This is a genomic window from Neorhizobium huautlense, from assembly GCF_002968575.1.
Classification (GTDB): Bacteria; Pseudomonadota; Alphaproteobacteria; order Rhizobiales; family Rhizobiaceae; genus Neorhizobium; species Neorhizobium huautlense.
Genome location: NZ_PVBM01000005.1, coordinates 254565 through 268680 on the forward strand (window position 1 = coordinate 254565; position 14116 = coordinate 268680).

At 61.5% G+C, this 14116-nt stretch carries 15 protein-coding genes; 6 read left to right on the top strand and 9 right to left on the bottom strand.

The window, feature by feature from the left end:
• Positions 1–24 precede the first annotated feature (24 nt).
• The gene (locus C5L12_RS08235; RefSeq protein WP_105371540.1) at positions 25–606 is read left to right on the top strand and encodes a TetR/AcrR family transcriptional regulator; all 582 of its coding nucleotides are present in this window, start codon (positions 25–27) and stop codon (positions 604–606) included.
• Here the strand turns inward: C5L12_RS08235 and nth are convergent.
• Positions 568–1350: an endonuclease III gene (gene nth / locus C5L12_RS08240; protein ID WP_105371541.1), complete on the bottom strand. Its 783-nt coding sequence runs from the start codon at positions 1348–1350 to the stop codon at positions 568–570. The two genes, C5L12_RS08235 and nth, sit on opposite strands and share 39 nt — an antisense overlap.
• A gap of 21 nt (positions 1351–1371) precedes the next feature.
• On the opposite strand from nth, the gene C5L12_RS08245 reads away from it, so the two are divergent.
• The 3 genes from C5L12_RS08245 to C5L12_RS08255 all read left to right on the top strand — a co-directional run bounded on the left by C5L12_RS08245 (position 1372) and on the right by C5L12_RS08255 (position 3384).
• On the top strand, positions 1372–1869 hold the full coding sequence (locus tag C5L12_RS08245; RefSeq protein WP_170109067.1) for a DUF2244 domain-containing protein: 498 nt from the start codon (positions 1372–1374) through the stop codon (positions 1867–1869).
• A gap of 65 nt (positions 1870–1934) precedes the next feature.
• The gene (locus C5L12_RS08250; protein ID WP_105371542.1) at positions 1935–2816 is read left to right on the top strand and encodes a methylated-DNA--[protein]-cysteine S-methyltransferase; all 882 of its coding nucleotides are present in this window, start codon (positions 1935–1937) and stop codon (positions 2814–2816) included.
• An 85-nt stretch (positions 2817–2901) separates the two neighbouring features.
• On the top strand, positions 2902–3384 hold the full coding sequence (locus tag C5L12_RS08255) for a ClpX C4-type zinc finger protein (protein WP_105371543.1): 483 nt from the start codon (positions 2902–2904) through the stop codon (positions 3382–3384).
• A gap of 20 nt (positions 3385–3404) precedes the next feature.
• On the opposite strand, the gene C5L12_RS08260 is transcribed toward C5L12_RS08255, so the two are convergent.
• Positions 3405–4400, bottom strand: a complete 996-nt coding sequence (locus C5L12_RS08260; protein ID WP_105371544.1) for a sugar-binding transcriptional regulator — start codon at positions 4398–4400, stop codon at positions 3405–3407.
• Between the two features lie 199 nt (positions 4401–4599).
• Here C5L12_RS08260 and tal point away from each other — a divergent pair, with 199 nt between their 5' ends.
• Positions 4600–5565 (top strand): transaldolase, encoded by a 966-nt coding sequence (gene tal, locus C5L12_RS08265; RefSeq protein ID WP_105371545.1) that lies wholly within the window; start codon positions 4600–4602, stop codon positions 5563–5565.
• 64 nt (positions 5566–5629) lie between these two features.
• Here tal and C5L12_RS08270 read toward each other — a convergent pair whose 3' ends face one another.
• The 6 genes from C5L12_RS08270 to C5L12_RS08295 all read right to left on the bottom strand — a co-directional run bounded on the left by C5L12_RS08270 (position 5630) and on the right by C5L12_RS08295 (position 10892).
• Positions 5630–6925 carry an MFS transporter gene (locus C5L12_RS08270; RefSeq protein ID WP_105371546.1) on the bottom strand — a complete coding sequence of 432 codons (1296 nt, stop codon included), beginning with the start codon at positions 6923–6925 and terminating at the stop codon, positions 5630–5632.
• Positions 6926–6998: 73 nt separating this feature from the next.
• Positions 6999–7400 carry a MarR family winged helix-turn-helix transcriptional regulator gene (locus C5L12_RS08275; protein WP_105371547.1) on the bottom strand — a complete coding sequence of 134 codons (402 nt, stop codon included), beginning with the start codon at positions 7398–7400 and terminating at the stop codon, positions 6999–7001.
• Between the two features lie 46 nt (positions 7401–7446).
• On the bottom strand, positions 7447–8280 hold the full coding sequence (locus C5L12_RS08280; RefSeq protein ID WP_105371548.1) for a metal ABC transporter permease: 834 nt from the start codon (positions 8278–8280) through the stop codon (positions 7447–7449).
• A complete protein-coding gene (locus C5L12_RS08285; protein WP_105371549.1) occupies positions 8277–9137 on the bottom strand; it encodes a metal ABC transporter permease in 861 nt (286 codons plus the stop codon). Before C5L12_RS08285 ends, C5L12_RS08280 begins: the two co-directional genes overlap by 4 nt.
• Positions 9118–10011 carry a manganese/iron ABC transporter ATP-binding protein gene (locus C5L12_RS08290; protein WP_425350755.1) on the bottom strand — a complete coding sequence of 298 codons (894 nt, stop codon included), beginning with the start codon at positions 10009–10011 and terminating at the stop codon, positions 9118–9120. The genes C5L12_RS08285 and C5L12_RS08290 overlap by 20 nt, the downstream gene beginning before the upstream one ends.
• Positions 10008–10892 carry a metal ABC transporter substrate-binding protein gene (locus C5L12_RS08295; protein ID WP_105371550.1) on the bottom strand — a complete coding sequence of 295 codons (885 nt, stop codon included), beginning with the start codon at positions 10890–10892 and terminating at the stop codon, positions 10008–10010. Before C5L12_RS08295 ends, C5L12_RS08290 begins: the two co-directional genes overlap by 4 nt.
• A gap of 253 nt (positions 10893–11145) precedes the next feature.
• Here C5L12_RS08295 and C5L12_RS08300 point away from each other — a divergent pair, with 253 nt between their 5' ends.
• Positions 11146–12369 (top strand): hypothetical protein, encoded by a 1224-nt coding sequence (locus C5L12_RS08300; protein WP_105371551.1) that lies wholly within the window; start codon positions 11146–11148, stop codon positions 12367–12369.
• Between the two features lie 129 nt (positions 12370–12498).
• Here C5L12_RS08300 and lysS read toward each other — a convergent pair whose 3' ends face one another.
• Positions 12499–13998: a lysine--tRNA ligase gene (gene lysS / locus C5L12_RS08305; RefSeq protein WP_105371596.1), complete on the bottom strand. Its 1500-nt coding sequence runs from the start codon at positions 13996–13998 to the stop codon at positions 12499–12501.
• Positions 13999–14116 lie beyond the last annotated feature (118 nt).

Here is a 14116-nt window from a genome sequence, read left to right on the forward strand (position 1 = left end):
CTGTATGTAAACAGCGAGATTAAGATGGCGCGCAGCAACCGCGAACGTACCGATGCGACCCGCACCGCTCTTCTGGATGCGGCCAGACGCTTATTCGTGGAAAAGGGATATGCCGAGACGGCGACGCCCGACATCGTCGCGGCCGCCGGGGTGACGCGCGGCGCTCTTTACCACCACTTCCCAGACAAAAAAACGCTGTTCTGGGCGGTGGTGGAGCGTGAAGCGGGGGAGGTCGCTGCGGATATTGAGGCGCGGTCGGCCGAGGCTTCATCGGCACGGGAGGCTCTTTTGCAAGGTGCCTGCGCATATTTCGATGCCATGGCCGCGCCCGGGCGAACGCGGCTGCTGCTCAAGGAGGCTCCGGCCCAGACCGTCGTGGATTCCGGGAATGGCGAAGATCCAGCGGAATCGAGCCTCAAGGTGGGGCTCTCGCATCTCCTGGAGGGCGCCGCACTTCTTCCGCTTCTCGATCCTTTGACCGTGCTGGTCTCGGCGGCTTTCGAACGGGCGGCGATCGCCATCGATTGCGGCGGCAACCGCAAGAATTACGAAGCAGCGATTGCAGCCTTAATCGACGGCCTCCGCCCCGATGAATTGAGGCGGTAGCTCGACCAGCGGCGCCGGCACGTCGCAGGTCTTTTCCGGCGAGCGACAGAGATCGGCGATCACGCAGCGTTCGCATTCCGGGCGTCGCGCCTTGCAGGTATAGCGGCCGTGCAGGATCAGCCAGTGATGGGCGTGATAGAGATACTGCTCCGGGATGACCTTGAGAAAATGCGCCTCGACCTCGTCCGGCGTCTTGCCCGGCGCCATCAGCAGGCGGTTGCCGATGCGGAAGACATGCGTGTCGACTGCAAGTGTCGGGATCCCGAAGGCCATGGACATCACGACGTTGGCCGTCTTTCGGCCGACGCCCGGCAGCCGGATCAGTTCCTCGCGGCTCTTCGGCACTTCGGAGCCGAATTCCTCGATCAGCATCCGCGAGAGCGCAATGACGTTCTTTGCCTTGTTGCGGTAGAGGCCGATCGTTTTGATGTATTGGGTGACACCTTCCTCGCCGAGCGCCAGCATCTTTTCCGGCGTATCGGCGATCTTGAAGAGGGCGCGTGTCGCCTTGTTGACGCCGGCATCCGTCGCCTGTGCGGAAAGCGCTACGGCCACCACCAGCGTGAAGGGGTTGACATGCTCCAGCTCGCCCTTCGGCTCGGGCCGCTGCACGGAAAAGCGGCGGAAGATCTCCTCCATCTCCGCTTTGGTATAGGTGGATTTGTAACGGCTGGGCTTTCGCGCAGAGCCGTGATTTGACTTTTGCAAAGTGCTGGTGCTGGATTTGGTCTTGGAAGTCGCCATATGCGTCTATAGCCAGCCTGCATGAAGGAATGCAACGTGGACATGCCAGAAGATCGGCCGGTTTTCGCAGCCGAACTCACGCCCCATCGTTCGCTCGGCAAGACCGGGTTCCGTGTCGTGCTGGCGTTGTCGGGTGCGGTCTGCCTGGTCTATGGCGGGTTTTTCCTGGTTGCCGGCGCCTATCCGATCGGCCTCTTCTTCGGGCTCGATTTTCTGGGCCTCTATATCGCGCTGAAGATGAGCTACCGCTCGGGCAAGGCGCGGGAGGAAGTCACCGTCACGCGCACCAATCTTTCGATCCGCAAATTTTCGCCGGCGGGGCGCATGGTGGAGCATCGCTTCAATCCGTTCTGGGCGCGATTCCGGGTGAAGCGGCATGAGGAATTCGGCATTACCGGCATGTTCGTGACGGGCGAGGGGCGGTTTACCGATATCGGCTCTTTTCTCAATCCGGACGACCGGGAGAGCTTCGCAAAGGCCTTCAAGGGCGCTCTCGCCACGGTGAAACGAAAAGTCTGATACTGCAAGAAACGGGTGGTTTCGGCAGAGCCGAAGGAGCATCTATGGGTGAAAGGAGAGATGTCATGAACGCTTTCGCTCAGATTGCTCAACCCGTCACCGACGTGACGCCTGAAGGTTCCGATTATGAAACCGTCCGCCGCGTCATCGAAATGATTACGCTGGATTACCGCGACCAGCCGTCGCTCGAAACCATTGCCGCCGAACTCGGCCAGTCGCCGACCCAGTTGCAGAAGGTTTTCACCCGCTGGGCAGGGCTCTCGCCCAAGGCCTTTCTGCAAGCGGTGACGCTCGACCACGCCAAGCGGCTGCTCGGCAAGGAAGAACTGCCGCTGCTCGAAGCCTCCTACGAGCTCGGCCTGTCCGGCCCCGGACGCCTGCACGACCTGTTCGTCACCCACGAAGCCATGTCTCCCGGCGAGTGGAAGGCGCGCGGCGGCGGGCTGACGATCCGTTACGGCTTTCATCCGTCACCCTTCGGCATTGCGCTCGTCATGGCGACCGACCGCGGACTGGCGGGCCTTGCGTTTGCCGATCAGAACGGCGAAAAAGCCTGCCTCGAGGACATGACCTGCCGTTGGCCGAATGCCGAGTATGTGGAGGACCGCGAGATCACGGCGCCTTACATCACGCGCATTTTCGACCGTTCGAAATGGTCTGGGGACCAGCCGCTCAAGGTGGTGCTGATCGGCTCGGACTTCCAGGTGCGGGTCTGGCAGAGCCTCTTGAAGATACCATTCGGCAAAGCCGTTACCTATTCGGATGTGGCAAATGACATCGGCCAGCCGACCGCCAGCCGCGCCGTGGGTGCCGCGATCGGCCGCAACCCCATCTCCTTCGTGGTGCCTTGCCACCGGGCGCTCGGCAAAAGCGGCGCACTGACCGGCTATCACTGGGGACTGACCCGCAAACGGGCGATCCTCGGCTGGGAAGCAGGAGCGGCGTGACCGGCCAGGATTATTCGGCCGAGCATGGATCGGGAATGAAGCTGTTCTATATTGCCGTCACGTTGGGCAGCTTCAGGGGATCTACATGCACATCAATCCATCGTTTGGAGAGAGAGTCCGCGGCGCGCTGCGGTTGCTGAAGGGCAGAGGTGACGATGCCGTGGTCTGCAGTTTCTGCGGAGAAGACCGGCATGCCAATGTAGGCAATATCGTTAGCGGCCCGGGCGTGGCGATCTGCGGCGCCTGCGTCGATATCGCGATGAATTGGAAAACGCTGGCATCAGCCAAACCGGACGAAGGGAAGGAATTAGATAGCTTTCCCCTGTTCGAGCATCCGGCCTCGCTACTGCCGGAGAGCCGTGCAACCCTCAACGACCTGATCGAAGATTGCGCCGCAGAGCTTTCCTCCTCGCTCATAGGCTGGTCCTATGCGCGAGGCTACGGAGACTTCACCGACGGCATTTCCGTCTTTGTTCAGAGGCCGCAAGGCGCCAATGGCCAAGTCTATCAGCAGACGTTCACCCGGATGCTGTTCTGGCCATCGCAATTCAAAAAGACGTCTTCCTGACGGCTTGTTGAGTTTCAAGGTCAATGCGCAGGCAATGACTCCTCGCCCAGCCTCAACAGCTCCCTTGCCGCCGTCTCGTCGGTGATCAGCGTATTGCAGCCGATGCGGCGGATGGTGGCGCGGATCGCCACCGCCCTGTGGGCGCCACCGGAGGAAAGCACGATGTGCTTGGCCTTTTTGAGGGTATCGAGATCGATCGACATAACCCGCTCGTTGAGCGCGTGATCGACGGAACGACCTTCCTTGTCGAGGAAATTGAACATGGTATCGCAGACGCAGCCGGCGGCAATCAGCCGGTCCAGTTCCCCCTTGGAGATGAACCCTTCTGACAATGACGTCGAATGCGGGCCGATGTCGCCGCAGCTCACCACCGCGAGATCGAGGTTTTCGGCAAGATCGTAGATGGTCTTCAGCCCGCACTGCTCGATCAAGGCTCGTTTTGTCTTGATGGAGTCGACCAAAAGCGGTGCCAGGAACATGTAACATTCGGCGCCGAGCTGGCCGGCGAAGCGCCATGTATAGTCGATCGGGTTGGTCTGGTGGACGGCGACGATGCCGCCTAGCAGCGAAACGACCTTGCAGTTCTCGCGTCGCGGCGGACGAAAGCTCGACAGCGAGGCGGTCATGGTGCGGCCCCAGCCGACTCCGATCGTCATGTCGTTCTGCACCACCTCGGAGAGGAACTGCCCGAGCGCCAGCCCGACCGCGCTCGCCATCGCGGTGGCACTTTCGTCACGCGGCGCCGGCACCACGACGGCCTCGTCCAGCCCATAAAGCTTTTCCAGCCGGGTCGCGAGTTCGACGCAGTTGTCGATCCCCTCGCTGATCCAGATCTGCACCTCAGAGCGTTTCATCGCTTCATCGAGCATGCGGATCACGGTGGAGCGGCTGATGCCGAGACGCTCGGCGACATCTTTTTGCGTCAATCCCTGGTTATAATAAAGCCATGCAGCGCGCAGCCTCAGCGACGCGGCTTCGGAAAAGGCGGTATGGGTCTCGCGTCTGAGCTTGGCCAACGGGGCTCCGGAAAAAGGTCGGCATGAGGTGGGCAGATCATCAACTCATGTGAAACATATGTCAATTCGGAATGACAAATGTCTTGACTTCTTAACCACGGAAGGTCGATAGTCTCTCCACGCGCCGGAGGAGCAAATTCCCGCGACAGGCGTTCAGGTTATAAGTGGATGACCTAAGTTTCCAACGAGGAATATTCGGATGACGTCGAAACTAGAGCAGCTTCGTTCCATGACCACGGTCGTTGCCGATACTGGCGATATCGAGGCGGTTGCCCGCCTGAAACCCGTGGATTGCACGACCAACCCGACGATCGTCTTAAAGGCGCTCGGCACGCCGATCTTCGCCGACAAGGTGAAGGAAGCAATCGCCTGGGGCCGCAAGCAGGGCGGCCAGGACGATGCGGTCGTATCTGCGGTGGCGGACCGTCTGGCCATCGATGTCGGTGCGGCACTTGCCGAACTCGTTCCGGGCCGCGTCTCCACCGAAGTCGATGCCGATCTCTCCTTCGATACGGAAGCTTCGATCGCCAAGGCCCGTTCGATCATCGCAGCCTACAAGGAGCGCGGCATCGAACGCGACCGCATCCTGATCAAGCTTGCTTCCACTTGGGAAGGTATTCGTGCCGCCGAAGTCCTGCAGACGGAAGGCATCGACTGCAACCTGACACTTCTCTTCAGCCAGGCCCAGGCAATCGCCTGCGCCGAGGCCAAGGTCTTCCTCATCTCGCCTTTCGTCGGCCGCATCCTCGACTGGTACAAGAAATCGACCGGCCAGGACTATACCGCCGAGACTGACCCCGGCGTGCTTTCGGTCCGCCAGATCTACAATTACTACAAGGCGAACGGCGTTTCGACGATCGTCATGGGCGCCTCGTTCCGCAATGCGGGCGAGATCGAAGCCCTTGCCGGCTGCGACCGTCTGACGATCAGCCCCGCCCTCCTCGACGAACTCGACAAGGATACCGGCAAGCTGGAGCGCAAGCTTTTTCCGGAAACCTTCAAGGCCGAGCCGCTGCAGTCGCTGAATGAGAAGCAGTTCCGCTGGATGCTGAACGAAGACGCCATGGCGACCGAAAAACTCTCTGAAGGCATCCGCGCCTTTGCCAAGGACCTCGTCGCCCTGCGCACCATGGTCCGCAAGGAACTGACTCTCGCCGCCGCCTGATATTCCACCGCCTGCATGAACAAAAGGCCCGTCCCGCGACGGGCCTTTTTTGTGGAAGCGGCGTCTACGCCGCTTGGGGCACCGGCATTGCCGAGCCGGGCTTCCGCAGCAGGAGAACCGAGACGGCGGCGATCATGCACATCACGCCGGCGATCTGGAGCGCGGGCATATAGGTGTTGAAGTCGCTCTTGAAGAAACCGGCGCCGAAGGCTGCGGTTGCCGCGCCGATCTGGTGTCCGGCGAATACCCAGCCGAAGACAAGGCCCGCCTTTTCACGGCCGAACTTTTCGGCAGCGATCTTGACGGTTGGGGGCACGGTCGCCACCCAGTCGAGGCCGTAGAAGATCGCAAAGACCGACAGTTCCACGAAGCTGAAGCCCGAAAGCGAGAGGTAGATCAGGGACAGGCCGCGCAGGCCGTAGAACCAGAAGAGCAGCCAGCGATTGTCGTAACGGTCGGAGAGCCATCCGGCAAAGATCGTGCCGAAGAAATCGAAGATGCCGATGACGGCAAGCGTGCCCGCAGCCGTTACGGCAGCCATGCCGAAATCGCCGCAGATGGAGATCCAGTGCGTCTGGATGAGGCCGTTGGTCGACAGCCCGCAGACAAAGAACGTGCCGAACAGCACCCAGAAGGTGGCGCTGCCGGACGCCTCGCGAAGAGCCACGAGCGGCGAGACGAGCGTCGCCAGAAACTTGTGATCCTGCTTCGGCGCCTTCGACACCGCTGTGTCGCCGTAGGCGGGCAGGCCCACGTCGGCGGGATAATCGCGCATCAGGAGAAGCACCAGCAGCATAGCCGCAGCGATGACGGCGACGGTGAGCGTGAGTGCCGCGCGCCAGCCATAGGCTTCGGTGATTGCGGCAAGGAGAGGCAGGAAGACGAGCTGACCGGTGGCATTGCTCGCCGTCATCAGGCCGACGACGAGGCCGCGGCGCTGCGAGAACCAGCGGGTTGCAACGGTGGCGCCGAGCACCAGCGCCGTCATGCCGGTTCCGACGCCGATCACCACGCCCCATAGAGCCACGAGCTGCCAGACCTCGGTCATGAACAGGGAGACGACGAGGCCGCCCATGATCAGGGCGAGCGCGAAGGATACGACCTGCCGGACGCCGAAATGGTTCATGAAGGCGGCGGCGAAGGGGCCGAGCAGGCCGAAGAGGACGAGACGAACGGCCATGGCCGAGGAGATGTCGGCGATGTCCCAGCCAAATTCCTGGTGCAGCGGCTGGATCATCACGCCGGCCGAGCCCATGGCGCCGGCGGTCGCCAGCATGGTCAGGAAGGTGGTGGCGGCGACCACCCATCCGTAGTGGAGGTTTCTGCCGGCCATCCATCGGGCGGCGCTGGTGGAGATCATGTAACTGTCCCTTTCCTGATCGTCGCCGCGGCTGCGGCGTTTTGTGGGTATATGCCCGCTTTTGGGCAAAAAATCAGAGCTCTTTGAGCAGATCCAGAAGCTGTTTCGTCTTCTCCGGGCCAAGCCGGACTTCGATATCTTCCTGAACGCTATCCCAAAGGGGCCCGCCTTCCTTCAGCAGGTCGCGGCCTTTTTCCGTCAGCGTCAGCATCGCCTCGCGCTGGTCTTCGCCGTGACCGATCGCAACCAGCCCCATGCGCTCCAGCACCTTCGTGTTGCGGCCGACCGTCGAGCGGTCGAGCTCGACCTTGCCGGCAAGCTCGGTGAGCGAGATCGGCTCAAGCCGCCTGATGTTGCGCAGCAGGCTGAACTGGCCAATGTTCACTCCGAGCGGCGCCAGCGCCTCGTCGTAATAGGACGAGACCTTCCGGGAGGCTTGGCGCAGGACAATGCAGTGACAGGTTTCGCTTGGCATGGCTGCGGGTATATACCCGCGACTGCGATTGCGCAAGCGAGAAGTTTTAGCCTGCAGTGCGTGGCGTCAGGATGGTCCTGATAAAGGCCAGGATGAACAGTGCCGTCATCAAGAGGACGATGGTGGGGGCGGGGGCGCTGTCGATCAGGAAGCTCAGGTGGATGCCGCAGACTGAGGCCCCGACCGCGATCGCCACCGCCGTCAGCAGCATCGCCGTGAAGCGGCGGGTGAGCAGGAAGGCGATGGCGCCGGGCGCGACCAGCATGGCGACCGAAAGGATGATGCCCACCGCCTTCAGCGCGCCGACGACGGTCAGCGACAGCACCGCGAGCAATCCGTAATGCAGCAGGCGCGTCGGCAGGCCGATCGCCTTGGCATGCTGTTCATCGAAGGAATGGACCAGCAGGTCCTTGCGCAGGATCACAAGGAACAGGGTCGCGGCAAGCGAGATCAAGCCGGTTTCAACAAGGTCGGAGGGCAGGAGGCCGAGCATATCGCCGAAGAGGATGTGGTCGAGATGCACGTCGGACTGCACCTTCACATAAAGCACAAGCCCCAGCCCGAACATGCCGGAAAAGACGATGCCGAGGACCGTATCCTCCTTGATCCGGCTGTTCTCCTTCAAAAAGCCGGTGGCGAGCGCGCAGATCATGCCGGCCGCGAAGGCGCCGACGGAGAGCGGAATGGCGAGAATGTAGGCGACGACGACGCCCGGCAGCACCGCATGGGAGACGGCATCCCCCATCAGCGACCACCCCTTCAGCACCAGGAAGCAGGAGAGGATCGCCATCGGCACGGCAATCATCAGCGTCACGATGAAGGCCGATTGCATGAAGGGCAACTGGAAGGGCAGGATCGCCAGTTCTAGGATCTCGCTCATGCGGTTTCCTCCAGCGTCTTGCGCAGCCGCCTGCGGGCCGCGAGCATTCCGTGTTTCGGAGCGAACAGGAAGGCGGCGAGGAAAAGTGCTGTCTGCAGCACGACAATGATGCCGCCTGTCGCGCCGTCGAGGAAGTAGCTCAGATAGGCGCCGACGAAACTTGTTGCGGCGCCGATCACGAGCCCCATCAGGACGAGCCTGTCGAAACGGTCGGTCAGCAGATAGGCGGTTGCGCCGGGCGTCACGACCATGGCGATGACGAGGAAGGCGCCGACGGTCTGGAGTGCTGCGACGGTGGAAGCCGACAGCAATGTGAAGAACAGGATTTTCAGGAGGTCGGGTTTCAGGCCGATGGTGCGGGCATGGTTCTCGTCGAAGAAAGTCACCATCAGGTCCTTCCATTTCAGCGCCAAGATCGCAAGGCTGACGCCGCCGATGATGACCAACTGGATCGTGTCCGCGGGTGTGATGGCGAGAATGTTGCCGAGCACGATCGTCTGGATATTCACCGAAGTCGGCGACAGTGACACCATGAAGAGGCCGAGACCGAAAAAGGAGGTGAAGATCAGGCCGATGATGGCGTCCTCCTTCAACCGCGTGCGCTGGTTGAGGAAGAGCATCGCGCCGGCCGCCAGTCCGCCCGACAGGAAGGCGCCGATCGAGAAGGGCAGGCCGAGCATGTAGGCTCCCGCCACGCCGGGCACGATCGAATGGGAGAGCGCATCGCCGATCAGCGACCAGCCTTTCAGCATCAGGTAGGCGGAGAGGAAGCCGCAGACGCCTCCAACCAGCGCGCTGACCCAGATGGCGTTCAGCATATAGCCATAGGTGAAGGGCTCAAGGAGCGTCTGGAGCATCTGTCTTCACCGAAGCCTTTTGTTGGCCGTTGCCGTAGGTCACGAAGGGCCGTTCGTCGTCGCTGATGACCTTGACCCTGCGTTCGTCGGCGTCGTCGTGGAGATCGGAGCCGCCGAGGATGAAATGGCGCAGCACGCCGCCGAAGGCCAGTTCCAGATTGGCTTCCGTGAACGTGTCCTCGGTCTTTCCATAGGCAAGCACTGTGCCCTTCACGAAGACGGTGCGGTCGCAGAAGTCCGGCACGCTGCCGAGATTGTGGGTCGAGACCAGCATGACACGGCCTTCGTCGCGCAGTGCGCGCAGAAGTTCGACGATCTGTTCCTCGGTCGTCACATCCACACCGGTAAAAGGCTCGTCGAGCAGGATCACCTGTCCCTCCTGCGCGAGCGCCCGGGCGAGGAAGACGCGCTTCCTCTGTCCGCCGGAGAGTTCACCAATCTGGCGCTTGCGGTAGTCCTCCATGTTCACCCGCTGCAGAGCCCGGGTAACCATGTCGTGGTCGTGGCGCGAGGGGATCCTCAGAAAATTCATGTGGCCGTAGCGGCCCATCATCACCACGTCCTCGACAAGCACCGGGAAGTTCCAGTCCACCTCTTCGGCCTGCGGCACATAGGCGACGAGGTTCTTGCGGAGCGCTTCCCGGGCGGGCATCCCGAGAATTTCGACGGAACCTTCGGTGAGCGTGACGAAGCCCATGATCGCCTTGAAGAGGGTGGACTTGCCGGCGCCATTGACGCCGACCAGTGCCGTGATGGTGCCCTTCGGCACGACGAAGCTCGCATGCCTGAGCGCAGTCAACCCGTTGCGATAGGCGACAGTGACGTTGTCCAGTTTCAGTCCGGCGCTTGTCGGCGCCGTCTTGCCCATCATCATTGCGAAAGACCTTTTGCGATTGTTTCGGTGGTCACTCGAAGTAGGTCGAGATAGGTCGGCACCGGTCCGCCTTCCTCGCTAAGCGAGTCGACATAGAGGACGCCCGCATATGTCGCGCCGGTTTCGGAGGCGATCTGCTTCGCCGGCTTGTCGGACACCGTGCTTTCGCTGAAAATGACCTTGATCTGATGCTCGCGCATCGCGTCGATGACTTCGCGCACCTGCTGCGGCGTGCCCTGGCTGTCGGCATTCACCGGCCAGAGATAGAGTTCCTTGAGGCCGAAATCGCGGGCGAGATAGGAAAAGGCCCCTTCGCTCGTCACCAGCCAGCGGTGATCTTCCGGCAGTTTGCCAAGTATATCGCGGATCGGCTGGACCGCAGCCCGGATCTTGTCCGCATAAGCCTTGGCATTGGCGGCATAGGTGTCGGCATGCGCCGGATCGATTTCGGAAAGACCCTTGCGAATGTTTTCGACATAGATCACCGCGTTTTCCGGCGACATCCAGGCATGCGGGTTCGGTTTTCCCTGATAGGCGCCTCCGGCGATCGCCATCGGCTCGACGCCATCGGAGACCGTAATGCTCGGCACCTTGCCGAGATTGGCGAGGAATTTTTCGAACCATTGCTCGAGGTTCAGTCCGTTGCGAAGAACGAGATCCGCGTCGCGGGCGCGCAGAATGTCTCGCGGGGTCGGCTGGTAGTTGTGAATCTCGGCGCCCGCCTTGGTGATGCTTTCCACGTCGGCTGCATTGCCCGCGACGTTCTTTGCCATGTCGGCGATGACGGTGAAGGTGGTCACGACCTTCGGCTTCTCCTGCGCATTGGCAAACGCGGGCACCGCCAGAACGGCTGCGATGAGGAGGAATTTTCGGAAAGACATGCGGCGACGGATCCCTAGCTGCAATTCATTCGCAATCTAACCTAGTCGGGATTTTGCTTCTGTCAATGCTATTGCAAATCATTTGCAACTAGACATGTGGTTGAGCGATGGAAAAGGCAGGGCCGGTTTCGGATGATCGGTCGAAACATCCGCGCGGGCTTAAAGCTTCTTCAAGGAGAATGACCGATTATGCCGCCGATATTCCCTCGGTTGTTTTGCGTAAAGTGGGGTTGACCATGCCGGAGTTCGGCAAGTGAAGGGCCTGGCGTTCCGGGTCTCGAAAAAGCTCATCCTGATCATGGGCGGCATTGTCGTGCTGGGCGGCGGCAGCGGCGCGGCAGCGGTCTTCGTTGGTGCGGACAAGCTTCTCGGCCCGTCCTATCTGGAGATGAACGGGTTCGAATGCACTGCTCTGGAGACGATCAAGATCAAGCGCGATCAGCGCTATTGGGTCCGCAAATATGTCACCACCGAAGAAGCGGGCGACGGCATGGCGCGTATCCGCACGGCGCTCCGGGTCGCCCGCGCGGTGCAGGAAAAGGAGAAGGCGGATCTCGTCCAGGTGGCGCTGATCGACAAGGCCGGCCCGACGGACCGGGCCTTGATGCGCGGCCGGATGATCGGCGCGCAGGTCATCTATATTCCTGATCCCGGCAAGATGCCGAAGGGGACTGCCGCGGCGGTCTATTCCGCCTATTATCTCGACGGTTCGGCCAATGCCAGCGGCGAATATTACGGCATGCGCATCGACCTGCCGGTCGAGGATGTCGAGGCGGTCACGGCGCGGTTGACCGATCATGCCGATTGCGTCGAACCTGCGGCTGCGGTTCCGGAAGGGGCACATGGCGCATCGGCTGACGGGCACGGTGCGACTGCTGGCCGGCACGGCGAGCCATCAGGCGGACACGGTGAAAGCAGTGGCGGACATGGCGAAGAACCGGCGGCCGAAGGCCACGGAGCTCCCGCCGAAGGGCATGGGGACGAGGTCGCAGCCAAGGATGGCGGCGGGTTCTTGAGTTCCGTAACGGGCATGATTTTCGGTTCCGGCAAAAATGCGGAGGCTCCGGCCGAAAGTCACGCGGCCGAAGCTGCGGACCACGCGCCGGTTCCGGCCGATGGTCATGGGGCGCCTGCAGACAATCACGCGGCAGCCGAGGATCACGGCGATCAGGCCTCTGCCCCGGCTGCAAAGCCAGGCCCGCACGAGCCTGCTCCGGAGCCGAGGACTGCGGCAGAAGGCGGCAAGCGTTGGTCGAAGGCGACCGATGCGGATGAAAAACGGGCAGAAACCGTGCATGGCGAAGCGGCCACGCAGCCGACCGGCGGAAAAATGGATGCCGATGCGGCAGGCGCTGCCTGGCTTGCCAAGATGCGCGGCGAAGAGGGCCAGCAGCCGGTGAAAGGCAAGGAACCGGGTCAAGTTCCGCCCGCTGCAGCCAAGCCGGACGAGGAAGCTTCCGTAAGGCCGGCGCATTGAATTTGGAGGTGATCCCTCCCTTGCGATTTCCCTGCAAGAGGAGAGGCTATAAAATCCATGGTCTTAGCTGAAGCTAAGACCATGGATTTCGTTGGTAAGGCTTGCCAATCCCGAAATAAGCAGAACTGCTCAATCCGCCTTCGCGCGGCGCGCCGGGAAGAGGATCACGTCGCGGATGGATGGCGAATCCGTCAACAGCATGACAAGACGGTCGACGCCGATGCCCAAGCCGCCGGCGGGCGGCATGCCCTGGTCCATCGCGTCGAGGAATTCGTCGTCCAGCTGCTTGTCCTTCTCGCCGCGGGCATGCGCCTGCTCGAGCTGCTCCACCATGCGCCGACGCTGCTCTTCCGGATCGTTGAGTTCGGAAAACGCGTTGCCGAGCTCCCAGGTGTTGCAATAGGTCTCGAAGCGCTCGACGAGGCGCGGTTCGCCCGGCACTTCCTTGGCAAACGGCGAGATGTCCTTCGGAAAATGGGTGACGTGGCTCGGCTGGATCAGCGTCGGCTCGACCTTTTCCTCGAAGATGAAAGCGAGGCATTCGCCCCAGGTCCAGTCCTTCTCCACCTCGAAGCCGGCGGCTTGTGCCGCGGCGCGGGCTTCCTCGTCGGCCTTGATCGACAGAAAGTCGATGCCGGTCGCTTGCTTGACGGCGTCGGGCATGGACACGCGCTTGAATGGGCCCTTGAACGAAAGCTCCTTGTCCTGGAACTTGAACTCGGTCGAGCCGTGGATGCTCAAGGCGAGCGTCTGGAACATGCGCTCCACGAGATCCATCATGTCCTCGTAGTCGGCATAGGCCCAGTAGCATTCCATCATCGTGAATTCGGGATTATGGCGGGTCGAGACGCCTTCGTTCCTAAAGTTGCGGTTGATCTCGAACACCTTGTCGGTGAGGCCCGAGACCAGCGTGCGCTTCAGATAGAGTTCCGGCGCGATGCGCAGATACATGTCGAGCTTCAGCGTGTTGTGATGCGTCTTGAACGGCTCGGCAGTGGCGCCGCCGTAGATCGCCTGCAGCATCGGCGTCTCGACTTCCATGAAGCCATCGTTTTCCATGAAGCGGCGGATACCGGAGACGATCTTCGAACGCTGCTGGAAACGAAGCTTGGATTCTTCGTTTGTCATGATGTCGAGATGGCGCTTGCGGTAGCGCAGTTCGATATCGGAGAGGCCATGCCACTTTTCCGGCATCGGCAGCAGCGACTTGGTGAGCATGATGATCGACTGGGCGTTGATCGTCAGCTCGCCGCGCTTGGTGCGGCGCACGACGCCGGTGACCCCGACGATGTCGCCGATATCGATAAGCGACAGAAGCGCACGGGCATCCTCCGGGGTGGTGTCCTTGTGCGAGAAGATCTGCACCTTGCCCGAAGCGTCATGGATATCCATGAACATGCCAGAATTGCGCGAGGAATAGACACGGCCGGCAACGGTGACGATATCCTGCGTTTCCACGTCTGCCTCGAGGTTCTTGTATTTCTCGGCGAGCTCCGCATTCGTCAGCGTCCGGTGGAAATGCGCCGGATAGACGTCGCCGACCTTCTCGCGGAGGATGGCAAGCTTCTGGGCGCGCACCTGCGTCGCGTCGGAGGAGAGGGCGGTTTCAGTCGTGTTATTGTCGGTCATCGTGTTTGCCTTTTCGGCGATATCGCCGCAGATCAATTTGCAATGCGGAGCCTTTGGCCCCTCACCCCACCCTCTCCCTGAGGGGAGAGGGAAATTAGAGTATGCCGCCGGTGCCGCA